A 25,367-nucleotide genomic window follows, 5' to 3' on the forward strand; every position below is an offset into this window, starting at 1 on the left:
AAGACCATTTTATCTCGTCGCTCTCAAGCGACTATTACATCTTATCACTCATTTTGTATTCTGTCAACAACTTTTTAAAAACTTTTTTCGAAGTTTTCTGAGTTGTTTCGATACGTCATCAGCGACGAGATTTATAATACCATAGACAATAACATATATATCATTTACATTACTTATTTTTATAAAATTATTTTTATTTTTCTCTTATTTACTATATTTTTCTTTATTTTTCTATTAATGATACACTAGGATAAGATTACTTTGTATTTTCATATATATACTATAAAATCAATGAAAAAATCATTTTAAAATTGCTATTTTTACTTTTAATTTAATCAATTTATATATAAAAAAGACTAAATGTAATATTTTTAATTACATTTAGTCTTTCATAAGCTTTATTTATAAATATTATTCTTGATCTTCAGTAGCTCTATTTACTAATTCATCTAATGAATTATCATTAGCTTCAGTTTCAACAACATCTATTTCTAATTCTGATTGAACTTCTTCATTATCATCTTCTGATCCATCATTGCTGATTTTTGTTATAGCAACTACTTGTTCTTCTTCTAATGTTCTCATAAGCTTAACGCCCATTGTACTTCTACCAGTAACAGATACATCTTCTATGTTAATTCTTATAGCAACACCACTAGTATTTATTAACATTAATTCGTCTTCGCTTCTACATACTGTCGCTCCAACTACTTTTCCTGTCTTATCTGTTATTTTATATGTCATAAGGCCTTTTCCGCCTCTATTTTGAACTTTATATTCAGTTATAGGTGTTCTCTTACCAAATCCATTTTCACTAACTACTAATAAATCTTCTTCATCTACAGCTATATCCATACATACTGCTATATCATCATCATTTAATGTTATAGCTTTAACCCCTGAAGCAGTTCTTCCCATTGGTCTAACATCTGTTTCATTAAACTTAATTGCTAAACCATTTTGAGTAACCATTATTATATTAGCATCTCCTCTAGTCATTTTAACTTTAAGAAGCTCATCACCTTCTCTTAAGTTAATAGCTATTAGTCCGCTCTTTCTTAAATTTTTGAATTCTGAAAGACTTGTTTTCTTAACTATACCATTTTTAGTTCCCATAAATAGATATCCATCTTCATAAACATCATTTACAGTAAGTACAGTTTCTATTCTTTCATCTGCTTCTATTTGAATAAGATTTATTAAGTTTGTTCCTTTAGCAGCTCTTCCTGCCTCTGGTATTTGATATCCTCTTAATTTGTATACTCTTCCTCTGTTTGTGAAGAATAATATATCAGCATGTGTTGAAGTAACCATTACATGTTCTACAAAATCATCTTCTTTTGTAGACATTGCTTGAATTCCTTTTCCACCTCTTTTTTGTGCTGAATAAACATCAGATGCAATTCTCTTAACATATCCTGAATGAGTTAATGTTATTACAATTTCTCTCTCTTGAATTAAGTCTTCAACATCTATTTCATTTACATTTGCTTCTATTTCTGTTTTTCTTTCATCGTTATATTTATTTTTTATTTCTAATAGTTCTTCTTTTATTACTGAAAGAAGCTTTTCTTCACTATCTAAAATTGACTTTAAGTATTCTATTTCTTTCATAAGTGCATTATACTCTTCTTCAATTTTATCTCTTTCAAGTCCTGTAAGTCTTCTAAGTCTCATTTCTAATATAGCTTGACTTTGCTTTTCTGAAAGATTAAATCTTTCCATAAGCGTATTTTTAGCTATTTCTGATGTCTTAGAATTTCTTATTATACTTATAACTTCATCAATATGATCTAAAGCTATTCTTAAACCTTCTAAGATATGAGCTCTAGCTTCTGCCTTATTTAATTCAAATAAAGTTCTTCTAGTTATAACTTCCTTTTGGAACTTTATATAATTATTAAGTATTTGTTTTAAATTTAATATTTGTGGCTCATTATCCACTAATGCAAGCATTGTTACACCAAATGTATCTTGCATCTTTGTATGCTTATAAAGAAGATTTAAAACTACATTAGGATTTGCATCCCTTTTTAGTTCTATAACAATTCTCATACCTTCTCTATCTGATTCATCTCTTAGGTCTGATATTCCATTTATCCTCTTATCTTTTACTAGATCTGCTATATTTTCTATAAGTTTAGCTTTATTTACTTGGTATGGTATTTCTGTAACAATTATCTTATGTCTATTATTTTCTTCTTCTATTTCAGCCTTCGCTCTAACTATTACTTTTCCTTTACCAGTTTCATAAGCTGATCTTATTCCAGATTTACCCATTATAGTTGCACCAGTTGGGAAATCCGGTCCTTTTATAACTGTCATTAAATCTAATATTGATAATTCTGGATTATCTATAAGCATTATTGTTCCGTCTATAACTTCACCTAAATTGTGAGGTGGTATGTTAGTTGCCATACCAACCGCTATACCTGATGAACCATTAACTAAAAGATTAGGAAATCTTGAAGGTAATACTGAAGGTTCTTTCTCTTCTCCATCAAAGTTTGGAATAAAGTCTACTGTATCTTTACTTATATCCCTAATCATTTGAGATGCTATTTTGTTCATTTTCGCTTCTGTATATCTCATAGCCGCTGCGCTATCTCCATCTACAGAACCAAAGTTACCATGACCATCAACTAGCATATATCTCATTGAGAAGTCTTGAGCCATTCTAACTAATGCATCATAAACTGATGAATCACCATGTGGGTGATATTTACCTAAAACTTCCCCTACTATTCTTGCACATTTTCTATAGCCCTTTTCTGGAGCTAATCCTAACTCATGCATTGAAAATAATATTCTTCTATGAACTGGCTTTAACCCGTCTCTAACGTCTGGAAGTGCACGACCAACTATAACACTCATAGCATAGTCTATATAACACTTTTTCATTTCGTTTTTTATATCTACGGGTATAACTCTTCCCTCATTAAAACTCATGTACTTCACCTCGTATTTAGTACTAAATATCTAAATTACTTACTTGTTTAGCATTTTCTTGGATGAATTCTCTTCTTGGTTCAACCTTTTCACCCATAAGTATTGTAAATATTTCATCTGCTGCCATAGCATCCTCTACAGTTGCCTTTAATAATACTCTTTGTTCTGGGTCCATTGTTGTCTCCCAAAGCTGACTTGCATTCATTTCTCCAAGACCCTTATATCTTTGAATATTTGTTGAATTATCTTTTCCACCAACTTCTTCTAAGATATTATCAAGTTCTCTATCTGAGTAAGCATAGTAATCTTTCTTAGATTTTGAAACCTTATATAATGGTGGTTGTGCAATGTATACATGACCTCCATCTATTAATTCTCTCATGTATCTATAGAAGAAAGTTAATAATAATGTTCTTATATGTGCTCCATCAACATCGGCATCTGTCATTATTATTATTCTATGGTATCTTATTTTTGATATATCAAAATCTTTGCCTATTCCAGCTCCAAATGCAGTTACCATTGATCTTATAGTATCTGAATTTAAGATTTTATCTAATCTTTGTTTTTCAACATTCATTATCTTACCTCTTAAAGGTAAAATAGCTTGGAATTTTCTATCTCTTCCTTGCTTTGCTGAACCACCGGCTGAATCCCCTTCGACTATATATATTTCACATTCCATTGGGTCTTTTGATGAACAGTCTGCAAGTTTACCTGGAAGTGCTGATCTCTCAAGAACTGATTTTCTTGTAAGTTCTCTTGCCTTTCTAGCTGCATCTCTTGCTCTTGCAGCCATTAAAGCTTTATCTATTATAGTTTTAGCTATGTTTGGATTTTCTTCTAAGAATGTTCCAACACCTTCTCCAACTATTGAATCTACAATTCCTCTAACTTCACTATTTCCAAGTTTTGTTTTTGTTTGGCCTTCAAATTGAGGCTCTCCAATTTTTACTGATATTACAGCTGTTAATCCTTCTCTTATATCATCTCCTGAAAGATTTTTATCATTTTCTTTTAAATGCCCAAATCTTTTAGCATAGTCGTTAAATACTCTAGTTAGTGCAGTTTTAAAACCGACTAAGTGAGTACCACCTTCTATTGTGTCTATGTTATTAGCAAAGGTAAATATATTTTCGTTATATCCATCATTATATTGAAGTGCAACTTCAACCATAACTTCATCCTTTAAACCTTCAACATATATTGGCTCTTCTTGAAGTACTTGCTTATTTCTATTTAAGTATTCAACAAATGATTTTATACCACCTTCGTAGTGATAGCTTTGTTCTTTATCATATCTTTTATCAATTAATGTTATGTTTATACCTTTATTTAAGAATGCAAGTTCTCTTAACCTTTGAGCAAGAACCTCAAAATCATATGTTAATTCATCAAATATTTCATGGTCTGGTTTAAAGTATACTATTGTACCATTACTTTCACTTGTTCCAACTATATCTAAATCACTAACAACATTTCCTCTTTGATAAGATTGTCTCCAAACCTTACCTTCTCTTTTTACTGTTACTGAACATTCTTCTGAAAGTGCATTAACAACTGATGCACCAACTCCATGAAGACCACCCGATACCTTGTATCCGCCTCCACCAAATTTACCTCCAGCATGAAGTACAGTCATTATAACTTCAACAGTTGGTTTACCCATCTTTGGATGCATACCAACAGGCATACCTCTACCATCATCTTCAACTGTTATTGAGTTATCTTCGTTTATAGTAACTTTTATATTTTTACAATATCCTGCTAATGCTTCGTCTATACTATTATCTACTATCTCATAAACTAAATGATGAAGTCCTCTTGAACTAGTGCTACCTATGTACATACCAGGTCTTTTTCTTACTGCTTCTAATCCTTCAAGAACCTGTATTTGATTTTCATCATAACTTTGTTTTTTTTGTTCCAACATAGATTCCTCCTAAAATTTTATTTTGAATCCGCTAAGCGAAGGTATCTTTGATTTATGGATTATAATCTAAGTCTGTTCTTTTAGTTAATGTTGATGAAGAAATAGGGGATAAATATATTTTACTTTTCTTATCAACTTCCGCTATAACAAATGATTTGGGTTTATCTTTTGTTATTCTTTCCACAAATCCATCTTCCTCTGCCATTCTTAAAAACTGAATTGTATCAGAACTATACATTGTTGTTTGTAAATCAAAAATTCCAATAACATCTTTTATAGGCACTACAACATTCTCACCTAAGTGCAAAAACATTCAGAATTCCTCCTTCTATTTTGAGACTATTCCGTCTTTTACTTTAAATAACCTTGAATCCTCATCTAAGTAATTGTTTAAATCTTCTATACCAGTACATGTTATTATTGTTTGTATCTCTCCAATAGAACTAAGAACATATCTTTTTCTATTAAAATCTAACTCCGATAATACATCATCTAATAAAAGTACCGGATATTCACCAGTTTTCTCTTTTATAATTCTCAAAGATGCAAATTTCATAGTAAGAACTGCTGTCCTTTGCTGACCTTGTGACCCAAAGCTTTTTGTATCAACATTGTTTATATAAACAGAAAAATCATCTCTATGAGGTCCATGACTAGTTATCCCCTTATCCATATCTCGTTTTCTATTCTTCTTTAATGTTTCATAAAAATCATTCTGGATATCATCGAGATTTTTTATTGTAGAATTATACTTAAACTCAATAATCTCTTTTCCTGATGTAATATCTTTGTGTATCTCTTTGGAATATTCATTTAAAGACTTTAAATAAGATAATCTCTGCTCAATTATATATGATCCAAAGCTTGATAACTGAATATCATATATATCTAACATCTCTAAATCAAGATTTCTATTTTTTAGAATTATATTTCTTTCGTTCATTACTTTATTGTATTGAACCAAATTATAATAATATTTAGAGTCTAACTGACATAATTCCATATCTATAAATTTTCTTCTTATTCCTGGAGAATCTTTTATGATCTTTAAGTCCTCTGGTGAAAACATAACAACATTAAAGTTCCCAAACAATTCTCCTATTTTATTTATTTTTATAGAATTTACTTTTATAACTTTTTTGCCGTCTTTTAGGATGTTAATATCTATTTTTTTATCTAATCGATTTTTACCAACACTTACACTTAGAAATGCCACTTCACTATTCCAATTTACAAGGTCTTTATCTCGTGAAGTTCTATGTGATTTAGCAAAACCACAATAATATATTGCTTCTAATATGTTAGTCTTGCCCTGTGCGTTATCGCCCATAAAAACATTAACGTGTCTTCCTAAATCTATTTCTAAATTTTCATAGTTTCTGTAATTTATTAATTTAAGCTTTTTTACATACATTTATAAACACCCATATTAATTATATCATATTAAGACAATAAAAGCTTATCTTTATAAGATTGTAAGTTATATAGCAATAGACAGATTTATATTACTTTATAACTTTCTCCATCAAATTCAACTACATCATTAACTCTTATTTTCTTTCCTCTTTGAGTACAAATTTCTCCATTTACTTTAACCAATTCATCTAATATGTATACTTTTGCTTCTGATCCTAAAGATGCAATACCTGCCCACTTTAAGAACGCATCTAATTTTATAAATTCTGTATTTATTTTAATTTCTTGCATAATTATTCATAACCTATGCATAATTTTTTAATATTTATGCATAGGTTTTCCTCCTTTTTTATCTTATTAGTCTAACAGGTAATACTAAATATTTATAATTATCAGCATCTTTTGCTTTTATAATACAAGGACTTACACTTGAAGTCATTTCCATTACAACTTCTTCATCTTCAAAATTCTTTAAAACATCAATTAAGTATCTTGAATTAAATGCAATTTGAATTTTATCTCCTTGCAGATTTATGAAAACTTCTTCTCTCACTTTTCCCAATTGAGAATTAGAAGTTATAATTAAAGCATCATCTTGAACATCTAATTTAATAAGATTATTATTTCCATCCTTAGCCATTAAAGATGCTCTTTCTATTCCATTTTGAAGATCTTGTTTTTTTACTGTAACTAATAATTTATGTTCTTCAGGAAGTAATGATTTATAGTTTACAAATTTTCCTTCTAAAAGTCTTGAAATTATTCTTGTTTTATTTAAATTAAATAAAATATGATTATTAGTAAATGTTATTTGAACTAAATCATTAACATCTTCTAATATTTTTGATACTTCATTTAAAGTCTTGCCAGGAATTACAATTTCTATATCAAAATCAGTATCTAAATATTCGCTTCTTATTGCTAATCTGTATCCATCTAATGCAACAAGATTTAAAGTTCTCTCTTTAACTTCAAATAAAACTCCTTGAAGAATTGGTCTAGTTTCATCTTGAGCAGTTGCAAAAGATGTACACTTAATCATATTTTTTAATATATTTTGTGGTACTTCAATTTGCATATTTTCATTTAAACTTGGTAGTTCTGGGAATTCATCAGAACCCATATAAACTACGTTAAATACTGATTTTTCGCATGTTATTTGAACAGTATCATTATCCATAGTTTCTATTTTTATATCTGAGTTAGGTAACTTACGTATTATTTCACCAAATATTTTTGCATCTATTACGATACTTCCTTCGTTTATTACATCAGCTTCAACTTTAGTCTCTATACTTACATCCATATCTGAGCCAATTAATGTTAAGCCTTCTTTATTAGCATTTATGTAAATACCTTCTAATACAGACATTGTTGATTTTCCTGTAATAGCTTTTTGTACTATTGAAATTCCTTCTTGTAATTTTTGTTTTTCACATATAAATATCATTTAATATCCTCCTTACTTATTCACAGATAAGATTGGTTTAGTTTAGTTAGATAAATATAAATTATATAGTAATAATAGTAGTAGGGACTGTGGATATGTTGATAAGTACTTTAAAGCCAGTAAAATCAACATGATTCTATAAAAAAATATTGTGGATAAGTCCGTAACTTTTTATACATCTTATCCACAGTTATTCACAGTCTATTTTATTTAAATAGTTATCCACATGTTATTATAGACTTATTATCTACAATTGTTGATAAAAGTCGAAAATTTAACCTTGAGTTAGTTTTTTAGTAATATCATCAATTGTATGTTGTAAACTTTCATCTCTATTTAAGTTATCTGATATTTTTTCGTAGGCATGTATAACAGTAGTATGATCTCTACCACCAAATTCTTCTCCTATTTTAGGTAAAGACATATCTGTTAGTTTTCTACTTAGGTACATCGCAATTTGTCTTGGATAAGAAACATTACGAGTTCTTCTTTGAGATTTTAAATCTTCAACTCTTAGATTAAAATAATTAGCAACAACATCTTGTATTATTTCTATAGTTATATGTTTGTTTTGTTTTTTAGAAATAATATCTTTTAATGCTTCAGATGCTAGATCTACTGTTATTTCTCTATTTGTTAAAGATGAATATGCGACGATTCTTATTAAAGCACCCTCTAATTCTCTAATATTTGATTTTATTTTTGTAGCTATATATACCATTACTTCATTAGCTACATTTAGTTTTTCTACATCAGCTTTTTTCTTTAATATTGCCATTCTAGTTTCAAAATCAGGAACTTGAATATCAGCAATAAGACCCCATTCAAATCTAGAACGCAATCTATCTTCTAATGTAGGAATTTCTTTTGGTGGTCTATCTGATGATAGAATTATTTGTTTATTCGCATCATGTAATGCATTGAATGTATGGAAAAACTCTTCTTGAGTTCTTTCTTTTCCAGCTATGAATTGAATATCGTCAATTAAAAGTACATCTACATTTCTATATTTATTTCTAAAGTCTTCGTTTTTATCATCTTTAATTGCATTAATTAATTCATTAGTAAATTTTTCTGATGAAACGTAAACAACTTTTGCATTTTTGTTATTTTGTAAAACATAATGACCAATAGCGTGCATTAAGTGAGTTTTACCAAGTCCAACTCCACCATATATAAATAATGGGTTATAGGCTTTTGCTGGAGATTCAGCAACTGCAAGTGAAGCAGCATGAGCAAACCTATTACTATTACCTATTACGAAAGAATCAAAAGTATATTTTGGATTAAGATTTGTATTCATTTCATCATTTACTATGATTTTTTTATCGTCATTCAATCTTCCTTTTTGCTTTTTATCTTTAATTTCTTCTTCAGTGTTTTGAATTTCAGAAGCTATTAAAAATTGAATTGTATAAAGTTTAGAGCAAATAGCTTTTATTGAATTGGCTACTAAATCTTTATATCGTTTTTCAAGTATTTCTTGAGTGAATGCGTTAGGAACACTGATTTTGATAGTGTCAGAAGACATAGAAATAGGTTCGCAACTTTTAATCCATGTATTAAAACTGACTTCGCTTAATTCGCCTTTTATAATATTCAGTGTCTTTTCCCATAATTCTTTCAGCTCTGCATCCATTTCCGATCCTCCATTAAAAATTTTTTTATTTTATTTTTTTGAAAATGCATTAAAATAACATAATAATAACAACATATCAACATTTTATTAACAAAATACGAGTCATAGAAAAATATGTATATAAAAATATTCACATGTTGATAATTATGTTAATTCAAATATTAAAATTAAATTTATTAACATATGTTAACTATTAAGTTTTTAACAGTTTAAATTTACTCAAAATCGCATAAAACAACAAAAAAAAGAGATATGTTTTAAAAATTTTGAGAAAAAAAGAACAAGTTATCAACAGATATATCCACAGCTGTGGATAAGTTCCATTTAATAACAAGTTATTCACAATATATTAATTATGATACCATAAGTAAATAGGGGGATTCAATAAGTTATCCACAATTTTTGAAATATACTACTACCAATTATCAACAATTACCTAGATTCTTGACATAACAAAGGTATATATATATAATGATAAGGTAAATCTAAAATATGATAAGTATAGTTATTTTGCTATATAAATTTTTTATTGAAGGGAGTGTAGTGTAATGTTCATGACATACCAACCTAAAAAAAGACAAAGAAAAAAAGAACATGGCTTCAGAAAGAGAATGAAAACTGCATCAGGTAGAAACATTCTAAGAAAAAGAAGACAAAAAGGTAGAAAAAAATTAACAGCATAAGGGCCGCATTTTAGTGGCCTTTTTTCTACAATGTAGGAAAAAAAGGAGTATTAAATACCCATGATATACAGATTAAAAAAGAATAATGAATTTAGGACAGTATATAGAAGAGGTAAATCCATAGCGAATAATCTTTTGGTATTATATACTTATAATAATAGAAGAAATAGAAATATAGATGGCAATCTTTATAATAAAGTAGGAGTGTCTGTTAGTAAAAAAGTTGGAAATAGCGTAGTTAGAAGTAGAAGCAAAAGATTAATCATGGAATCTTATAGGTTAAATGAAGCTTCTATAAAAAAGGGGTTTGATTTCATATTTATTGCAAGAACAAATATGAAGGATAAAAGTTTTCATGAAGTTGAAAGAGCTATGAAAAATTTATTTAGGAAAGCAGGCCTATATAATGAAGAAGATAATTCTAATTCTGATTAGATTTTATAGGAAAAATATATCGCCATTAAAAACTCCCTGCTGTAGGTATACCCCTACATGTTCACAATATGCTATTGAAGCAGTTGAAAAACATGGAGCTTTAAAAGGTGGACTTATGGCTATTTGGAGAATTTTAAGGTGTAATCCTTTAAGTAAAGGTGGATATGATCCTGTTAAATAGAGTATGGGAGGAAAAAATTTATGATGACTTTGTTTAAACCGATAATTGATTTTTTCACTATGATCTTCGATAAGTTACATCAACTAATTATAAATGTTGGCATAACGGATCCAGGATGGGCTTATGTTTTAGCAGTTATTTTATTAACAGTAATAATAAAAACAATTGTTTTACCATTTAGTATAAAATCAGTTAAATCAACAAGAAAAATGCAGGAGTTTCAACCTGTAGTTAAGAAAATTCAAGAAAAGTACAAGAATGACCCTCAAAAGGCTAATATGGAAATGATGAAAGTATATAAGGAAAATAACATTAGTATGACTGGTGGATGTTTACCTATGTTAATTCCACTTCCTATATTAATGGCTCTTTATTATACATTTATGTATGGAGTACAAGGATTAAATGGTGTATCTTTCCTTTGGTTACCAGACCTTGCAGGAAAAGATCCTTATTATATATTACCAGTGCTTGCAGCACTTAGTACATTTATACCATCATATTTAATGACAAAAGCTAATCCAGCTGCAGAGTCATCTGGTATGAATATGATGCCAATGAACATTGGTATGGCATTAATGATGGGATTTATGTCATTTAACTTCCCTTCAATACTTGTTATATACTGGGTTGTTGGTGGAGTATATCAATTAGTTCAAACTTATTTCTTAAATGTTAAACCAGTAATGGAAACAAAGAGAAAACAAGAAGCTGAAGAGGCATTAAAGGTAGAAAATAAAAATAAATTTTCTATGCCTAAAGAATATGATAAGAAGAAGAAAAAGAAATAGTATTTAATTTAATATTATTTAGTATCGTATGAGAGTGGGTGAATAGGGTATATGAAGTTTATTGAAGTTGATGGAAAAAATGTTGAAGAAGCAGTAAGTTCTGCTTTGAAACAATTAAATGTTACTGAAGATAAAGTTACTATTGAAGTATTAGAAGAAGGTTCAAAAGGTTTTTTAAATCTTATAGGTGTAAAACCTGCTAAAGTTAAGGTAACTTTAAAAAGAGACTATATAGAAGATGCTAGAAAGTTTGTTAGAGATGTTCTAGACTCAATGGGAGTCTTAGCTGAGATAAGAATAAGTGAAGAAAATGATACTATAAAGATTGATCTTACTGGTCCTAAAATGGGGATAATAATAGGATACAGGGGGGAAACTTTAGATTCTCTTCAATATTTAATATCTTTAGTAGTCAATAAAGGTCATGATATCCCTTACAAAAAGGTTATACTTGATACCGAAAACTATAGAGCTAAAAGAGAAGAAACTTTAAAAAGAGTTGCTTTAAAATCAGCTAACAAAGTTAAAAAAAGCAAAAGGATTTTAAAATTAGAACCAATGAATCCTTATGAAAGAAGAATAATACATGCTACTTTACAAAATGATGAAAAGATTTCTACACGTAGTGAAGGAGATGAACCTTTCAGAAGAGTTGTAATAGCATTAAATAATGATAAATAGTGCCAATATATTGGCACTATTTTTATTTGAAAAATTATATATATATTTAATATTGATTAATATAAAATATATAAGGTTATATTATATAAAAAAAGGTGTATAAAGATTGGAATTTGTACGTCTTTTTTTATATAGTAATAATCCAAAAGATACAATATATAGCTTTGACTTATTAAGTAGATTTCTGTAAAATTGATATTAGTCTTAATTCGGTTATATTGAACAAAAGAAAGTTCTTTTAAGGAGGATTATAAATGAAAGAATTTGATACTATATGCGGAATAGCAACTGCACAAGGTGAAGGTGGTATTGCAATAATAAGAGTTTCAGGAAGTAAGGCATTAGAGAATGTTGGACGAATATTTAAAGGTATAAATGATTTTGATATAAATACTATGAAGACATACACTATGAAGTATGGTAATATTATTGAACTTTCAACTGGCGAAGTTATAGATGAAGTTATAATAAGTTACATGAAAGGACCTAGAAGTTTTACAGCAGAAGATGTTGTTGAAATAAACTGTCATGGTGGTGTAGTTTCAACTAATAGAGTTCTTGAGGAAGTAGTAAAAAGTGGAGCTAGAATTGCAGAACCTGGTGAATTTACTAAAAGGGCATTTTTAAATGGTAGAATAGATTTAAGTCAAGCAGAGGCTGTTATGGATATAATAACTGCTAAAACTGATTTAGCTATGAAATCAGCAGTTATGCAAAGTGAAGGATTACTTTCCAGGGAAATAAATAAGCTTAGAGCATATCTTTTAGATGTTCTTGCACTTATTGAGTATGAAGTTGACTTTACAGAAGATGATGAAGAACCAGATGAAACTGTTCCTATAAGAGTTTCAGAAAGTTTAGAAAGTGCTATAACAGAAATGAAAAAATTAATAAATAGTGCTAATGAAGGTAAAATCATAAGAGAAGGTCTTAAAGTAACAATAATAGGTAAGCCTAATGTTGGTAAATCATCACTTATGAATGCACTTCTTCAAGAAAAGAGAGCTATAGTTACTGATATTCCAGGAACAACAAGAGATGTAATTGAAGAATATATAAATCTTGGGGGAATACCTGTAAAAATAACAGATACTGCAGGAATTAGAGAAACTAATGATGTTGTTGAAAAGATTGGTGTTGAAAGATCAAGAGAAAAATTAGAAGAAGCGGATTTAGTAATATTAATGCTTGATACTTCAAGAAAGTTAGAAGAAGAAGATAGAGATATTATAAAGTCAATAAAAGATAAAAAGGTAATAGTTCTATTAAATAAAGTTGATTTAGAGCGTAAAATAGAATTAGATGAATTGAAAGAATTAGATAACTTTATTGAAATATCAGCTATGACAGGTTTTGGATTAGAGGATTTAAAGAATGAAATAAAGAGTTTATTCTTTAATGGTGAAGTAGATAATGAAAGTTTAATAATAACTAATAGTAGACATAAGCAAGCTTTATATAGAGCTTTAGAAAATTGTGAGAATGCACAGAGTAGATTAAAAATGAATGAGTTCTTAGATCTTATATCAATATATGTAACATCTGGATTAAGAGCGTTAGGAGAAATTACAGGATCAGAACTTGAAGAAGATTTAGTTAATAAGATATTTAGTGAATTCTGTGTAGGTAAATAGGAGGAAAAAAATGAGATACAATGCTGAAGAGTATGATGTTGTAGTTGTAGGGGCAGGACACGCTGGATGTGAAGCAGCTCTTGCATCTGCAAGAATGGGATTAAAGACATTAATATGTACAATTAATCTAGAAGCAATTGGAATGATGCCTTGTAATCCTAATATAGGAGGAACAGCTAAAGGACATTTAGTTAGGGAAATAGATGCATTAGGCGGAGAAATGGGAGTTAATATTGATAATACTTACATACAATCAAGAATGCTTAATACATCAAAAGGACCTGCTGTTCACTCATTAAGAGCACAAGCGGATAAAATAAAATATCAACAAAGAATGAAGAGAGTTTTAGAAACTCAAGAAAATCTTTATGTAAGACAAGTGGAAATAGTAGACTTAGTTGTTGAAGATGGGAAAATTAAAGGTGCTGTTTCAAAAAACGGAGCAATATTTGGATGTAAAGCAGTTATATTAGCTACAGGAACATATTTAAAAGCTAAAATAATAATTGGTGAAGTAAGTTATAATAGTGGACCAAATGGATTACTACCAGCAAATGATTTATCACAAACATTATTAGATCTAGGGGTAGAGATTAGAAGATTTAAAACTGGTACGCCTCCAAGAGTAAATAAAAGATCAGTAGATTTTTCAAAAATGATAGAACAAAAGGGCGACGACAAAATAGTTCCATTCTCATTTATGAGTGATAACATAGATAGAGAACAAGTATCATGTTATTTAACTTACACAAATGAAGATACACATGAAGTTATAAATGAAAATATAGGCAGATCTCCTATATATAATGGGTCAATAAAAGGAATAGGACCAAGATATTGCCCATCAGTAGAAGATAAGGTAATGAGATTCCCAGATAAGGGAAGACATCAAATCTTCGTAGAACCAGAAGGTGATGATACAGATGAATTATATATTGGAGGATTCTCATCATCACTTCCAGAAGATGTACAAATTAAAATGTTAAGAACAATAAAAGGATTAGAAAATGCAGAAGTAATGAGATCTGCATATGCTATTGAATATGATTCAATAAATCCAATGCAATTAAAACCAACACTTGAATTTAAAAATATAGAAGGACTTTATGGAGCAGGACAATTAAATGGTAGCTCAGGATATGAAGAAGCTGCAGCACAAGGAATAGTTGCAGGTATTAATGCTGCATTAAAAATAAAAGGTGAAGAACCAATGATATTAACTCGTTCAGATGCATATATAGGTGTATTAGTTGATGATTTAGTTACAAAAGGTACTAATGAACCTTATAGAATGATGACATCAAGAGCTGAGTATAGATTACTTTTAAGACAAGATAATGCAGACTTTAGATTAACTGAAATTGGACATAATGTAGGTCTTGTAACAGATGAAAGATATAATAGATTTTTAGAAAGAAAAAATAATATAGAATCAGAACTTGAAAGATTAAGAAATCTTCAAATAACGAATAAAGTAGAAAATAATAATTTATTAGTTGAATTAGGTAGTACAGAACTTAAGAAACCTATAAGTTTCTATGAACTTATAAAGAGACCAGAGCTTGATTACTTTATGGCAGTAGAATTAGATTCAGAAAGACCAGATTATCCAGATAATGTTGGTGAACAAATAAACATTATGGCTAAATATGAAGGTTATATAACAAATCAATTAGAGCAAGTAGAACAGTTTAAGAAGTTTGAAAAGAAATTATTACCTAAAGATATAGACTATACTGATGTTAAAGGCTTAAGAACAGAAGCTATACAAAAGTTAAATGATATAAGACCAATGAGTATAGGTCAAGCATCAAGAATATCAGGGGTATCACCAGCTGATATATCTGTGTTATTAATATATTTAGAATATCATTATGGTAAAAAAGAAAAACAAGATATATAGGTATCCATAAAGGAGGAAAATATGGACTTTTATAATATTATGAAAACAGCTGCTGATGAAGTTAACATACAGTTTGATGAAAAGATGTATGATAAATTTATTAAGTACATGAGATTAGTGCAAGAATGGAATCAAAAAATAAATCTTACTGCAATAACAGAGGATGAGGAGTTTATAAAAAAACATTTTATAGATTGCATAAAAGCATTTAAGAGTGATGAACTTAAAAATGCTAAAACTATAATAGATGTTGGAACAGGAGCTGGATTTCCAGGAATGCCAATAGCTATATTAAGAGACGACATAGAAGTTACATTGCTAGATTCATTAAATAAAAGAATAAATTTTTTAAATTTAGTTGTTAAGGAGTTAGGATTAAAGAACGTAACAACTATCCATTCAAGAGCAGAAGATGGAGCAAGAAAAAAAGAGTTAAGAGAAAAGTTTGATATAGCTACATCAAGAGCTGTTGCCAATATGGCTGTATTATCAGAATTCTGTTTACCTTATGTAAAAGTATCTGGATATTTTGTAGCTTTAAAAGGGCCTGCTATAGAAGAGGAATTAGCAAATAGTGAAAAAGCTCTAGAGACATTAGGGGGAAGATTATTAAGAGTTGATGAAACTGTTGTTGAAGGAACAGATTTAAATCATAATATAGTAATTGTTGAAAAGATAAAACAATGTCCAAAGGTGTATCCTAGAAAAGCAGGAACTGTAGCAAAGAAACCAATAAAATAAATTATTATAAATAAATATATAAAGAGTAATTAAACTTTGTCATTTATTAAAGTAGAAATAGGGCTATAAAAAGAGGAAATAAATGTAATATGGCGAATTTAATATATACTTGAATATTACTGTAATTTTTATAAGGGATGGGTAGAGTCAATATGAATAATGAGATATTAAAAATTGATATTAAGGATATAATCCCTAATACATATCAACCAAGAAAATATTTTGATGAAAATGCTTTAATTGAATTATCAGAATCTATAAAAACGCATGGAATAATTCAACCGATAACTGTAAGAAAAAGAGGAGACTTTTACGAGTTAGTAGCTGGGGAAAGAAGATGGAGAGCAGCACAACTTGCAGAGCTTAAAGAAGTCCCTTGTAATATAATAGATATTAATGATACAGAATCAGCAGAAATAGCACTTCTTGAAAACTTGCAAAGAGAAGATTTAAATTTTATAGAAGAAGCAGAAGCATATTATAATTTAATTAATGATCATAAATTTACTCAAGAACAATTAGCTAGACGTATGGGTAAAAAGCAATCAACTATAGCAAATAAGTTAAGAATATTAAAGCTTAGTGATAAAGTTAGGGAATTATGTGTGCTTAATAATTTAACAGAAAGACATGCAAGAGCTTTACTTTCTGTTCAAGATGAGAAACTTCAATTAAGTATATTGAAAAAAGTAATTAAAGGGAATTTAAATGTAAGACAAACAGAAGAACTTATAAATAAAGAACTTTTAAAAATTGCAGGTAAAGAATTAAATGGAAAATATAAGAAAAAAATAAAAGCAGTATTTCCGGCAAAATTATATGTTAATACTATAAAACAAGTATTTGATAAATTTAGTATACCTGCTAAATATAATGTTGATGATTCTGATGAATATATAGAAATAAAGGTAAGAATTCCAAAGCAAAAAAAGTAAAAATTTTACAGTAAATCGCTAAATTTTATATAAAATTTAGCGATTTACTTTTTAAAAATATTATATTTATATTTAAAAAAAATAAAAGCTGAAGAAAGTATTAAGATGATAGTTTTATCTTTTAATATAGTATAAAAAAATATATAATATATTATGAGAGAGAGGGGGTGCGAGGCTCTAAGAATGATTAGGGCTAACTGTGGATGAAGACAATTTGTATATTTAATCAAAAGGGTGGAGTTGGAAAAACAACCACAAACATTAATTTAGCGGCTTATCTTGCTATGTCTGGCTATAAAGTATTAACTATTGATATTGATCCTCAAGGTAATACTACTAGTGGACTAGGTATTGATAAAAGAGGTCTGGAGGCTTCAATGTATGATGTTATAACATCTGATGCAAGTTTAAAAGATGTTATTATACATAGTGATCTTATTTCAAACTTATATATAGCACCATCAACAATGGAACTTGCAGGAGCAGAAGTTGAAGTTATAGGAAAAAATGATAGAGAAAAAATACTTTTAGATAAAATAGATGAAGTTAGAGAAGAATTTGATTTTGTATTTATTGATTGTCCTCCATCATTAGGAGTATTAACAATAAATGCTTTAACATGTTGTGATTCAGTTTTAATTCCAATTCAATGTGAATTTTATGCATTAGAAGGAGTTGGACAACTTATAAATACAATAAAGCTTATAAATAAGTCATTAAACCCAAATTTAAAAATTGAGGGAGTAATTATGACTATGTATGATTATAGAACTAATTTAAGTAATGAAGTTTTTAAAGAAGTTAAAAATTTCTTTGGTGATGTAGTTTATGAAAATAAGATACCTAGAAATATTAGATTAGCTGAATCACCAAGCTTTGGTTTACCAATAATGCTTTACGATGAAAAATGTAAAGGTGCTGATGCTTATTCTGAATTAACAAAAGAATTTTTAAAGAGACAGAATGTGGTGAAGGGTGATAAATAAATGAGTAAGAAATTTGGTTTAGGAAAAGGGTTAGGGGCTTTAATTCCAGATGAAGTTGAAGCTAAATCAAAGGAAAAAGAGAATGATAAAAAAAATTCTACTACACTTATACCATTAAATAAAATAGTAAATAATTCAGAGCAACCAAGAAAATTTTTTGATAGCGATAATATAGCTGAATTAGCTGAATCTATAAAGAATCACGGAATAATCCAACCATTAATACTTAAAAAAGATGGAACTAAATATACTATAATAGCTGGAGAAAGAAGATGGAGAGCATCTAAGATGTTGGGACTTAAAGAGGTACCAGCAATAATAATGGATTTAAGTGAAAAGGAAATTTTGGAAATATCACTAATAGAGAATATCCAAAGGGAAGACTTAAATCCTATAGAAGAAGCTTTAGCATATAGAAAGCTAATAGAAGATTTTAAGTTGACTCAACAAGAATTAAGTAAAAGAATAGGGAAATCTAGAGTTGCAATATCAAATACAATGAGACTTATAAATCTAGATGAAAGAGTTCAACAGTATCTTATTGAAAGTGTTATTTCAGAAGGTCATGGAAGAGCATTACTTGCTATAGAAAATAAGGACTTGCAATATGAGATTGCACAAAGAATAATTGACGAAAATCTTTCAGTAAGAGAGGTAGAAAAGTTAATTAAAGACTTATCTAAAGAGAAAAAAGAAAAGAATATAGATAAGGAAGAAAATCCTTATATAAATGATGTTCAAAATAGACTTCAAGATTATTTTGGAACAAAGGTAAATATAAATTCAAAAAATAAAAAAGGAAAAATAGAAATAGAATATTATTCAGATGATGATTTGAATAGAATTTTAGAATTAATAAACATGTAATGTTTCACGTGAAACATGTTTCACGTGAAACACTTTTAAAGGAAGGACGGAAGAAAAAGTGGAAAATTTAATAGCATCATTAGCAAATTATTTACCTTACATAATAATTGGAATGGGGATAATAATATTATTACTTCTTATCTTAATTATTGTATTATGGAGATCAATGAGTAAGCTAGAAGGTAAATTTAGAAGATTAATGAGAGGAACTACTACTAAAAATTTAGAAGAATTAATTAATAGTAAGTTAGATAATGTAGAAGAAGCAACTAATGCTGCTAATGTAGCTGCAACAGCTTGTGAAGCTTTAAAAGTTGAGATGCAAGGTTGTGTACAAAAAGTTGGTATAATGAGATACAAGGCATTCGAAGATGTTGGAAGTGATTTAAGTTTCTCAATAGCTATATTAGATGGATATAATGACGGTATAATACTAACTGGATTGTATGGAAGACATGATAGTACAACATATGCTAAACCAGTTGATAAAGGAATATCAAGATATGAGTTATCAGAAGAAGAAGCTCATGTTTTAAAAGAAGCTATGAATAGTAAGTAAAAAAATGTACTTTATGAGTAAAGCTCATAAAGTACATTTTTTTTATATATTATTTGAAAAAAGAGAAGGTGAATTATATTCTATTAATTTATTTATAGAATATAATATTCCCTTTGAGATGGCTTCAGCTAAGTGAAAAACTGTATTTAAACGTGTATTTTGTAAAATAATAAACTGAGATTTACTAGATATATTAACAACACCTATTAAACTTATATTACCTACAGGAGTTAAATTTTTTTCTAATGCTAATCCTGGCAAAAGTGGTGAATCAGATATTAATACTTTACCTACATTTTGACAAGCGCCTAATGCAGCATCAATTGCAACTATAAATGGATTATCAAAGTTAAGGTATATTTTATTTAAAGTATCATCTAAGTTTTGACAATGAATTGGACAATCTAATGAGCCATATACGTATATATTTTTTGAATTATTTCTAAAGTTTTTTAAATTATGTCCGACTAATGGGCCTAATGAATCACCAGTTGATCTATCTGAGCCTATACATAAGAAAATTATTGTTCTATTATTAATAAATTCTGATTTTAATTTATTATAAAGGTATTCTCCTATTTCAATAAAGGAATTATTAAGTGCACTATCTACTGAAAATTTATCCAACATAAAAGCCTCCTTTTTAGGAATTATTTCCAAAATGGGAGGCTTTTATTCTTATAATTTATAATTCTTCATGAGCTTTTTTCAAGATAGATATTGCATAATCTATTTCTTCATCTGTATTAAAATATGATATACTAAGTCTTACAGTTCCTTCAGGAAAAGTTCCTATAGTTTTATGACACATAGGTGCACAGTGAAGACCAGATCGATTACTTATACCGTTTGACTCTAAGTAAAATGATAATTCTGATGTTTCTACTCCATCTAAATTAAAAGATATTGATGTAGTTGAATTATTTCCGCTAATATCACCATAAACAGTATATCTATCTATTGAATTTATTGCTTTAATTAATCTCTTATAAAGTTTTGAATTTTTATTTTTAATATTTTCTAATCCGATATTATTTATAAATTCTATTCCATTAGAAAGTCCTACTATTCCAGGTATGTTTAAAGTCCCACATTCAAATTTATCAGGCATAAAATTAGGTTGATGTATATCGTGCGATAAACTACCAGTGCCACCTTCTAATAAAGGAGCGCATATTTCGTTTAATTTATCATCTATAATAAAGCCACCTATACCTTGGGGCCCTAATAAACTTTTATGCCCAGTAAAGGCTAAAGCATTTGCTCCTACATCATAAAAATCAATAGGAACTGTACCTGCTGATTGAGCAGTGTCTATTATAAAAAATATATTATGTTTTTTACAAATCGCACCGATTTCTTTAATTGGTTGAATAGTACCAATTACATTAGAAGCATGTGTAACTACTACTAATTTTGTATTTTTTTTAATAAGTTTTTCTATATCATTAGGATTTATAAATCCATCCTTGGATGCGTTAACAAAATCAACTTCAACTCCAAGGTTTTCTTTACATGAAATTATTGGTCTAACTACAGAATTATGTTCTAATGATGAAGTTATAACATGGTCTCCTCTTTTTAAGGTTCCCTTTATAAGAATATTTAAAGACATAGTTATATTATTAGTAAAAACTACATTTTCAAATTTATCATAATTAAAAAATTTAGCTATTCTTTCTCTTGCCAAAAATAGCTCTCTATTACTTTCCAATGCATTTGAGTGATTTGATCTGTTTGCATTTCCACCAACATTAACTAAGTAATTATAAATTGAATCGCTAACAACCTTTGGTTTGGGAAAAGTTGTACTAGCATTATCTAAATAAACTTTCATACTTCGACACCCTTTTCTATAATATTACATATATTCCATAAATAACAAAACATATGCCGATAACATATAAAATATAAGTCAATAAGCTTGAAGCTTTATTATTAACATCTTTTTTTAATAATTTAAGTCCTTTTGAAGCTAATACATTTAATGCTATGAGCCAAGATATACTTCCAATAACCATAAACAATAAAGCTATACAAAAAAACACATAACCATAGCTTTTCCAAACTGTGCCAACAGTTCCGCTAAAGGCTAACCAAAAAGAAAAAGTTAATGGATTAATAAGTGTAATGACAAATCCTGAAATGAATCCTTTTGACTTACTTGAATTTACAAGCTTAGTGGAAACTTTATTTTTTTTAGAAAATCTAGCAAATATAATTAGTATTATACCAGAAATAAGCCAAAACAATCCTTCAGAGAATTTATTGCTATTGAATATACTAAATAATCCTAAATTTATTATTAGTAAGTAAGTATAATCTGCAAATAGTGCACCTATAGATACTTTAAAGCCACTCCAAAAACCTTTACTTAAAGATCTGTTTACAGCCTCAAGTCCAGCAGGACCAAGAGGGATTGATGCGAAAAGGCCCGATAGAAAACCAACAAAAGGTGCTTTTATAATAGGTATCATAATAATCTCCTTCTATCTATAAAGTTATGTATTTTATTATAAAACAAATATTGGTACAATTCATTAAAATTGCATAAAAAGACTATTATATTTCTTTATAAAATTTTTAAAATATATATAATATAAGTTAGAATATATTTTAAAAAGGAGAGAGTTATGAAATATTATATAGTAGTATTTAAAAATACACATGATGCAATGGCTGGAGAAAAATATTTAAAAGAAAAAGGATACACTTTTAGAATAATGCCAACACCAACTTTAATAACTCAAAGTTGTGGTATTTGTGTACGATTTGAAGATGGAATAGATATTGAAAAAGTTAAAAATGAAAATTTTGAGTATAAAAAAGTATACTGTAAAGATGAAGATGGATATAAAGAAATGTAATTAATTTTATAGGGAGTGGGATATATGGAAAATTTTCTTTTTGATTCATCGCTTTGGACGGAAAAGTTTTCTAAGGCGGCAATAGATACATTAGATTATGTATTATCAAAAGGAATAAAAGTTGTTATTGTAATATTTTTAATGTTTATAAGTATAAAGATAGGGAATAGAGCAATAAAGAAGTTTGTTGATAGACAAGTTAACAATCAAAATTCTAGATTATCAATGAATCCTCAAAAAGCAATTACAGTTGGGGCTGTAATGCACAGTATATTAAAATATGCTGTTTATTTTGTAGGAATTGCGGTAATATTATCAGATATATTTAAAGGAGTATCATTAACTGTTGCTAGTATTGGTGGTTTTGCATTAGGTTTTGGAGCGCAAAGCTTAGTTCAAGATATTATAAATGGATTTTTTATCTTATTTGAAGATCAATATGGAGTTGGAGATTATGTTACTATAGGTAATTTTGAGGGTATAATAGATAGTATAGGAATAAGAACAACTATATTAAAAGACTTTAATGGTGATTTACACCTTATACCAAATGGAACTATAAAAGAAGTTACAAATCATTCAAGAAATAATATTAGATTTATTGTTGATGTATCTATAGCTTATGAGCAAGATATAGATAATGCATTAAAAGTAATAAGAGAAACTTGTGATAAGTTTCAAGAGGAATATAAAGAAAAAGTTCCAAATCCAATTGATATATGGGGAGTAACTGCTCTTGGACCATCAGGAGTTAATATAAGAGTTGTTGGATTTAGTAAACCAATGGAGCAGTGGTCTATGGAAAGAGAACTTAGAAAAGAGATAAAAGAAGCATTAGATAAAGCTAATATAGAAATTCCTTATAATAAAACAGAAATAATAGTTAAAAATGAGCAATAATAAATTTAAGGTTTATAGAATGGAGGAATATAATTGGTAGAAAATTTTAATTTAGGCGATATTGTTGAAATGAAAAAACAACATCCTTGTGGAGAAAAAAATTTTGAAATAACAAGAATTGGTGCCGATGTAAAGATAAAATGTGTCGGTTGTGGAAGAATTATCATGATACCAAGAAGTAAATTCCAAAAAGGTGCAAAAAAAATAGTTCATAAGGCAGAAAATTAATAAAAGTTCTTGAAAAAGTAAAGTTATAATGATAGAATTATAAATTGTAATCCCTGCTGTGCAAAGCACAGCCGTTAGTCCGAGGGGAGGAGGTGAAAATGATGAGAAAGTACGAAACTATATTCATACAACACCCATCACTTGACGAAGAGGTAGTTAAAGCTAACATCGAAAAGTTCAAAGGTGTAATCGAAAATGGTGGAGGCACTGTAGAAAACGTTGATGTTTGGGGTAAGAGAAAGCTTGCTTACGAAATCTCAAAAGTTAGCGAAGGATACTACACATTAGTAGAATTTACAGCAAACCCAGAATTACCAAGAGAATTAGAAAGAGTATTCAGAATTACTGATGGTCTTATAAGACACATCGTAGTAAGTAAGGAAGCGTAAGAGAGGTGATATTGTAATGAACAAAGTTATACTTTTAGGTAGACTTACAAAAGATCCTGAATTAAGATTTGCAGCAGGAAGCGGTAACGCAGTTACTAGATTTTCACTTGCTGTTACAAGACAATTCAAGAGAGATGAAGCTGACTTTATCAACTGCGTAGCATTTGGAAAGCAAGCTGAGACAATAGCACAATATCTTACAAAAGGTGGCCAAATCGCAATTACTGGAAACATCAGAACTGGTAGTTACGATGCACAAGACGGTTCAAAAAGATACACTACTGATGTAGTTGTAGAAAGCTTTGAATTCGTTGGTGGTAAGAGTGGCAACAACGCAGGATCATTTAATAATGATTTCGGCGGAAATAATTCTGATTATTCAAAACCAGCAAACGATCCGTTTGGTGGTTTCGATGATGACATGACTCCAGTCGATGACGGAGATATGCCATTTTAGAGATTTTCAAGGTAAGGAGGTTTAAGTGATGAGAGAAAACAACAGAAGATCTGGTAGAATGAGAAGATCTAAGAGAAAAGTTTGTGCTTTTTGTGTAGAAAAAGCTGAATCAATAGATTACAAAGATGTAGCTAAGTTAAGAAAGTATGTAACTGAAAGAGGAAAGATACTTCCAAGAAGAATTTCAGGAACATGTGCTAAGCACCAAAGACAATTAACTACTGCAATCAAGAGATCAAGAAACATAGCATTATTACCATTTACAACTGAATAGTAATAATTAAAAGAGTACTGCAGAATTTATATTTCTGTAGTACTCTTATTTTTTTGAAAAAATTATCAGCTCCTTGCATTAGTATTAGAAAAAAATTAAAATATACATACAGGGTATTTGTGGGAGGGGTATTTATGAGAAAGAGAGATTTAAACATTATGAGAAATGTAAAAATCATAGAAAACTTAAAGGCTCAGTTAATAAGAGTTATAGGTGATTTTTACACATTATTGACTAGAGGAAGTAATATAGCTGAAGAAGCAATTGTTGAATGTATAGCAGGAGCCATAATAATATTATATGTATTAGGTGAAAAACTAGGATATTCATTACCAGAAATAGATCATGAGATGAAAAAGAAGCTTGATTTTGGAATAAGAGCAGAAGATGAAGTTGAAAAAGAAGGAAAAAGCTTGAGTAAACTTAAGGAGTATATTTCAAACAGAAGAGACTAATAATTAAATAGGAG

General features: G+C 28.7%; 29 protein-coding genes. 19 read left to right on the forward strand and 10 right to left on the reverse strand.

The window, feature by feature from the left end:
* Window positions 1–411 precede the first annotated feature (411 nt).
* The 7 genes from gyrA to dnaA all read right to left on the reverse strand — a co-directional run bounded on the left by gyrA (window position 412) and on the right by dnaA (window position 9,387).
* The gene (gene gyrA / locus O212_RS0104820; protein ID WP_024614012.1) at window positions 412–2,949 is read right to left on the reverse strand and encodes a DNA gyrase subunit A; all 2,538 of its coding nucleotides are present in this window, start codon (window positions 2,947–2,949) and stop codon (window positions 412–414) included.
* Between the two features lie 22 nt (window positions 2,950–2,971).
* The gene (gene gyrB / locus O212_RS0104825; RefSeq protein ID WP_029699181.1) at window positions 2,972–4,882 is read right to left on the reverse strand and encodes a DNA topoisomerase (ATP-hydrolyzing) subunit B; all 1,911 of its coding nucleotides are present in this window, start codon (window positions 4,880–4,882) and stop codon (window positions 2,972–2,974) included.
* Window positions 4,883–4,934: 52 nt separating this feature from the next.
* A complete protein-coding gene (locus O212_RS0104830; RefSeq protein WP_024614014.1) occupies window positions 4,935–5,195 on the reverse strand; it encodes an extracellular matrix/biofilm biosynthesis regulator RemA family protein in 261 nt (86 codons plus the stop codon).
* Window positions 5,196–5,210: 15 nt separating this feature from the next.
* Entirely contained in the window at window positions 5,211–6,296 is a 1,086-nt protein-coding gene (recF, locus tag O212_RS0104835; RefSeq protein ID WP_024614015.1) for a DNA replication/repair protein RecF, read from the reverse strand.
* 86 nt (window positions 6,297–6,382) lie between these two features.
* Window positions 6,383–6,589: a S4 domain-containing protein YaaA gene (gene yaaA, locus O212_RS0104840; RefSeq protein ID WP_024614016.1), complete on the reverse strand. Its 207-nt coding sequence runs from the start codon at window positions 6,587–6,589 to the stop codon at window positions 6,383–6,385.
* Window positions 6,590–6,647: 58 nt separating this feature from the next.
* Complete coding sequence (gene dnaN, locus O212_RS0104845; protein WP_024614017.1) at window positions 6,648–7,748, reverse strand: DNA polymerase III subunit beta; 1,101 nt, start codon at window positions 7,746–7,748, stop codon at window positions 6,648–6,650.
* A gap of 274 nt (window positions 7,749–8,022) precedes the next feature.
* Window positions 8,023–9,387: a chromosomal replication initiator protein DnaA gene (gene dnaA, locus O212_RS0104850; RefSeq protein WP_024614018.1), complete on the reverse strand. Its 1,365-nt coding sequence runs from the start codon at window positions 9,385–9,387 to the stop codon at window positions 8,023–8,025.
* Between the two features lie 548 nt (window positions 9,388–9,935).
* Here dnaA and rpmH point away from each other — a divergent pair.
* The 12 genes from rpmH to O212_RS0104910 all read left to right on the forward strand — a co-directional run bounded on the left by rpmH (window position 9,936) and on the right by O212_RS0104910 (window position 19,783).
* Window positions 9,936–10,070, forward strand: coding sequence for a 50S ribosomal protein L34 (gene rpmH, locus O212_RS0104855; RefSeq protein ID WP_024614019.1), 135 nt, complete (start codon window positions 9,936–9,938; stop codon window positions 10,068–10,070).
* 60 nt (window positions 10,071–10,130) lie between these two features.
* The gene (rnpA, locus tag O212_RS0104860) at window positions 10,131–10,505 is read left to right on the forward strand and encodes a ribonuclease P protein component (RefSeq protein ID WP_024614020.1); all 375 of its coding nucleotides are present in this window, start codon (window positions 10,131–10,133) and stop codon (window positions 10,503–10,505) included.
* On the forward strand, window positions 10,477–10,686 hold the full coding sequence (yidD, locus tag O212_RS0104865) for a membrane protein insertion efficiency factor YidD (RefSeq protein ID WP_024614021.1): 210 nt from the start codon (window positions 10,477–10,479) through the stop codon (window positions 10,684–10,686). Before rnpA ends, yidD begins: the two co-directional genes overlap by 29 nt.
* Before the next feature lie 29 nt (window positions 10,687–10,715).
* On the forward strand, window positions 10,716–11,477 hold the full coding sequence (gene yidC, locus O212_RS0104870) for a membrane protein insertase YidC (protein WP_024614022.1): 762 nt from the start codon (window positions 10,716–10,718) through the stop codon (window positions 11,475–11,477).
* Window positions 11,478–11,528: 51 nt separating this feature from the next.
* On the forward strand, window positions 11,529–12,158 hold the full coding sequence (gene jag / locus O212_RS0104875) for an RNA-binding cell elongation regulator Jag/EloR (RefSeq protein ID WP_024614023.1): 630 nt from the start codon (window positions 11,529–11,531) through the stop codon (window positions 12,156–12,158).
* A 254-nt stretch (window positions 12,159–12,412) separates the two neighbouring features.
* Window positions 12,413–13,792 carry a tRNA uridine-5-carboxymethylaminomethyl(34) synthesis GTPase MnmE gene (mnmE, locus tag O212_RS0104880; RefSeq protein ID WP_024614024.1) on the forward strand — a complete coding sequence of 460 codons (1,380 nt, stop codon included), beginning with the start codon at window positions 12,413–12,415 and terminating at the stop codon, window positions 13,790–13,792.
* A 10-nt stretch (window positions 13,793–13,802) separates the two neighbouring features.
* Entirely contained in the window at window positions 13,803–15,695 is a 1,893-nt protein-coding gene (mnmG, locus tag O212_RS0104885; RefSeq protein ID WP_024614025.1) for a tRNA uridine-5-carboxymethylaminomethyl(34) synthesis enzyme MnmG, read from the forward strand.
* Window positions 15,696–15,716: 21 nt separating this feature from the next.
* A complete protein-coding gene (gene rsmG / locus O212_RS0104890) occupies window positions 15,717–16,436 on the forward strand; it encodes a 16S rRNA (guanine(527)-N(7))-methyltransferase RsmG (RefSeq protein WP_024614026.1) in 720 nt (239 codons plus the stop codon).
* Between the two features lie 152 nt (window positions 16,437–16,588).
* A complete protein-coding gene (gene noc / locus O212_RS0104895) occupies window positions 16,589–17,371 on the forward strand; it encodes a nucleoid occlusion protein (protein WP_024614027.1) in 783 nt (260 codons plus the stop codon).
* Between the two features lie 203 nt (window positions 17,372–17,574).
* Window positions 17,575–18,357: an AAA family ATPase gene (locus O212_RS0104900; protein WP_024614028.1), complete on the forward strand. Its 783-nt coding sequence runs from the start codon at window positions 17,575–17,577 to the stop codon at window positions 18,355–18,357.
* Window positions 18,358–19,224 carry a ParB/RepB/Spo0J family partition protein gene (locus O212_RS0104905; RefSeq protein WP_024614029.1) on the forward strand — a complete coding sequence of 289 codons (867 nt, stop codon included), beginning with the start codon at window positions 18,358–18,360 and terminating at the stop codon, window positions 19,222–19,224.
* A 58-nt stretch (window positions 19,225–19,282) separates the two neighbouring features.
* Entirely contained in the window at window positions 19,283–19,783 is a 501-nt protein-coding gene (locus O212_RS0104910; RefSeq protein WP_024614030.1) for a DUF4446 family protein, read from the forward strand.
* Between the two features lie 42 nt (window positions 19,784–19,825).
* Here the strand turns inward: O212_RS0104910 and yyaC are convergent, their stop codons facing one another.
* The 3 genes from yyaC to O212_RS0104925 are packed head-to-tail and all read right to left on the reverse strand — an operon-like array spanning window position 19,826 to window position 22,260.
* Complete coding sequence (gene yyaC, locus O212_RS0104915) at window positions 19,826–20,413, reverse strand: spore protease YyaC (RefSeq protein WP_029699184.1); 588 nt, start codon at window positions 20,411–20,413, stop codon at window positions 19,826–19,828.
* Between the two features lie 55 nt (window positions 20,414–20,468).
* The gene (locus O212_RS0104920) at window positions 20,469–21,620 is read right to left on the reverse strand and encodes an aminotransferase class V-fold PLP-dependent enzyme (RefSeq protein WP_024614031.1); all 1,152 of its coding nucleotides are present in this window, start codon (window positions 21,618–21,620) and stop codon (window positions 20,469–20,471) included.
* A 16-nt stretch (window positions 21,621–21,636) separates the two neighbouring features.
* Window positions 21,637–22,260, reverse strand: a complete 624-nt coding sequence (locus tag O212_RS0104925; RefSeq protein WP_029699185.1) for a LysE family transporter — start codon at window positions 22,258–22,260, stop codon at window positions 21,637–21,639.
* Between the two features lie 156 nt (window positions 22,261–22,416).
* Here O212_RS0104925 and O212_RS0104930 point away from each other — a divergent pair, with 156 nt between their 5' ends.
* The 7 genes from O212_RS0104930 (at window position 22,417) to O212_RS0104960 (ending at window position 25,353) form a co-directional block, all read left to right on the forward strand.
* A complete protein-coding gene (locus O212_RS0104930; RefSeq protein ID WP_024614033.1) occupies window positions 22,417–22,650 on the forward strand; it encodes a DUF3343 domain-containing protein in 234 nt (77 codons plus the stop codon).
* Between the two features lie 24 nt (window positions 22,651–22,674).
* The gene (locus O212_RS0104935; RefSeq protein ID WP_024614034.1) at window positions 22,675–23,550 is read left to right on the forward strand and encodes a mechanosensitive ion channel family protein; all 876 of its coding nucleotides are present in this window, start codon (window positions 22,675–22,677) and stop codon (window positions 23,548–23,550) included.
* 33 nt (window positions 23,551–23,583) lie between these two features.
* On the forward strand, window positions 23,584–23,778 hold the full coding sequence (locus tag O212_RS0104940; RefSeq protein ID WP_024614035.1) for a DUF951 domain-containing protein: 195 nt from the start codon (window positions 23,584–23,586) through the stop codon (window positions 23,776–23,778).
* 101 nt (window positions 23,779–23,879) lie between these two features.
* Entirely contained in the window at window positions 23,880–24,167 is a 288-nt protein-coding gene (rpsF, locus tag O212_RS0104945; RefSeq protein WP_024614036.1) for a 30S ribosomal protein S6, read from the forward strand.
* 16 nt (window positions 24,168–24,183) lie between these two features.
* A complete protein-coding gene (gene ssb, locus O212_RS0104950) occupies window positions 24,184–24,624 on the forward strand; it encodes a single-stranded DNA-binding protein (protein ID WP_024614037.1) in 441 nt (146 codons plus the stop codon).
* A gap of 28 nt (window positions 24,625–24,652) precedes the next feature.
* Complete coding sequence (gene rpsR, locus O212_RS0104955) at window positions 24,653–24,898, forward strand: 30S ribosomal protein S18 (RefSeq protein ID WP_024614038.1); 246 nt, start codon at window positions 24,653–24,655, stop codon at window positions 24,896–24,898.
* Between the two features lie 134 nt (window positions 24,899–25,032).
* Entirely contained in the window at window positions 25,033–25,353 is a 321-nt protein-coding gene (locus O212_RS0104960) for a MazG-like family protein (protein WP_024614039.1), read from the forward strand.
* Window positions 25,354–25,367 lie beyond the last annotated feature (14 nt).

Source organism: Clostridium sp. Ade.TY (assembly GCF_000498355.1).
GTDB lineage: Bacteria > Bacillota > Clostridia > Clostridiales > Clostridiaceae > Clostridium.

What these genes read in the sequence shown, in the direction of transcription:
- gyrA (WP_024614012.1), bottom strand. Translation starts at nt 2,949, where the DNA reads ATGAGTTTTAATGAGGGAAGAGTTATACCCGTAGATATAAAAAACGAA.
- gyrB (WP_029699181.1), bottom strand. Translation starts at nt 4,882, where the DNA reads ATGTTGGAACAAAAAAAACAAAGTTATGATGAAAATCAAATACAGGTT.
- O212_RS0104830 (WP_024614014.1), bottom strand. Translation starts at nt 5,195, where the DNA reads ATGTTTTTGCACTTAGGTGAGAATGTTGTAGTGCCTATAAAAGATGTT.
- recF (WP_024614015.1), bottom strand. Translation starts at nt 6,296, where the DNA reads ATGTATGTAAAAAAGCTTAAATTAATAAATTACAGAAACTATGAAAAT.
- yaaA (WP_024614016.1), bottom strand. Translation starts at nt 6,589, where the DNA reads ATGCAAGAAATTAAAATAAATACAGAATTTATAAAATTAGATGCGTTC.
- dnaN (WP_024614017.1), bottom strand. Translation starts at nt 7,748, where the DNA reads ATGATATTTATATGTGAAAAACAAAAATTACAAGAAGGAATTTCAATA.
- dnaA (WP_024614018.1), bottom strand. Translation starts at nt 9,387, where the DNA reads ATGGATGCAGAGCTGAAAGAATTATGGGAAAAGACACTGAATATTATA.
- rpmH (WP_024614019.1), top strand. Translation starts at nt 9,936, where the DNA reads ATGTTCATGACATACCAACCTAAAAAAAGACAAAGAAAAAAAGAACAT.
- rnpA (WP_024614020.1), top strand. Translation starts at nt 10,131, where the DNA reads ATGATATACAGATTAAAAAAGAATAATGAATTTAGGACAGTATATAGA.
- yidD (WP_024614021.1), top strand. Translation starts at nt 10,477, where the DNA reads ATGAAGAAGATAATTCTAATTCTGATTAGATTTTATAGGAAAAATATA.
- jag (WP_024614023.1), top strand. Translation starts at nt 11,529, where the DNA reads ATGAAGTTTATTGAAGTTGATGGAAAAAATGTTGAAGAAGCAGTAAGT.
- mnmE (WP_024614024.1), top strand. Translation starts at nt 12,413, where the DNA reads ATGAAAGAATTTGATACTATATGCGGAATAGCAACTGCACAAGGTGAA.
- mnmG (WP_024614025.1), top strand. Translation starts at nt 13,803, where the DNA reads ATGAGATACAATGCTGAAGAGTATGATGTTGTAGTTGTAGGGGCAGGA.
- rsmG (WP_024614026.1), top strand. Translation starts at nt 15,717, where the DNA reads ATGGACTTTTATAATATTATGAAAACAGCTGCTGATGAAGTTAACATA.
- noc (WP_024614027.1), top strand. Translation starts at nt 16,589, where the DNA reads ATGAATAATGAGATATTAAAAATTGATATTAAGGATATAATCCCTAAT.
- O212_RS0104900 (WP_024614028.1), top strand. Translation starts at nt 17,575, where the DNA reads ATGAAGACAATTTGTATATTTAATCAAAAGGGTGGAGTTGGAAAAACA.
- O212_RS0104905 (WP_024614029.1), top strand. Translation starts at nt 18,358, where the DNA reads ATGAGTAAGAAATTTGGTTTAGGAAAAGGGTTAGGGGCTTTAATTCCA.
- yyaC (WP_029699184.1), bottom strand. Translation starts at nt 20,413, where the DNA reads ATGTTGGATAAATTTTCAGTAGATAGTGCACTTAATAATTCCTTTATT.
- O212_RS0104920 (WP_024614031.1), bottom strand. Translation starts at nt 21,620, where the DNA reads ATGAAAGTTTATTTAGATAATGCTAGTACAACTTTTCCCAAACCAAAG.
- O212_RS0104925 (WP_029699185.1), bottom strand. Translation starts at nt 22,260, where the DNA reads ATGATACCTATTATAAAAGCACCTTTTGTTGGTTTTCTATCGGGCCTT.
- O212_RS0104930 (WP_024614033.1), top strand. Translation starts at nt 22,417, where the DNA reads ATGAAATATTATATAGTAGTATTTAAAAATACACATGATGCAATGGCT.
- O212_RS0104935 (WP_024614034.1), top strand. Translation starts at nt 22,675, where the DNA reads ATGGAAAATTTTCTTTTTGATTCATCGCTTTGGACGGAAAAGTTTTCT.
- rpsF (WP_024614036.1), top strand. Translation starts at nt 23,880, where the DNA reads ATGAGAAAGTACGAAACTATATTCATACAACACCCATCACTTGACGAA.
- ssb (WP_024614037.1), top strand. Translation starts at nt 24,184, where the DNA reads ATGAACAAAGTTATACTTTTAGGTAGACTTACAAAAGATCCTGAATTA.
- rpsR (WP_024614038.1), top strand. Translation starts at nt 24,653, where the DNA reads ATGAGAGAAAACAACAGAAGATCTGGTAGAATGAGAAGATCTAAGAGA.
- O212_RS0104960 (WP_024614039.1), top strand. Translation starts at nt 25,033, where the DNA reads ATGAGAAAGAGAGATTTAAACATTATGAGAAATGTAAAAATCATAGAA.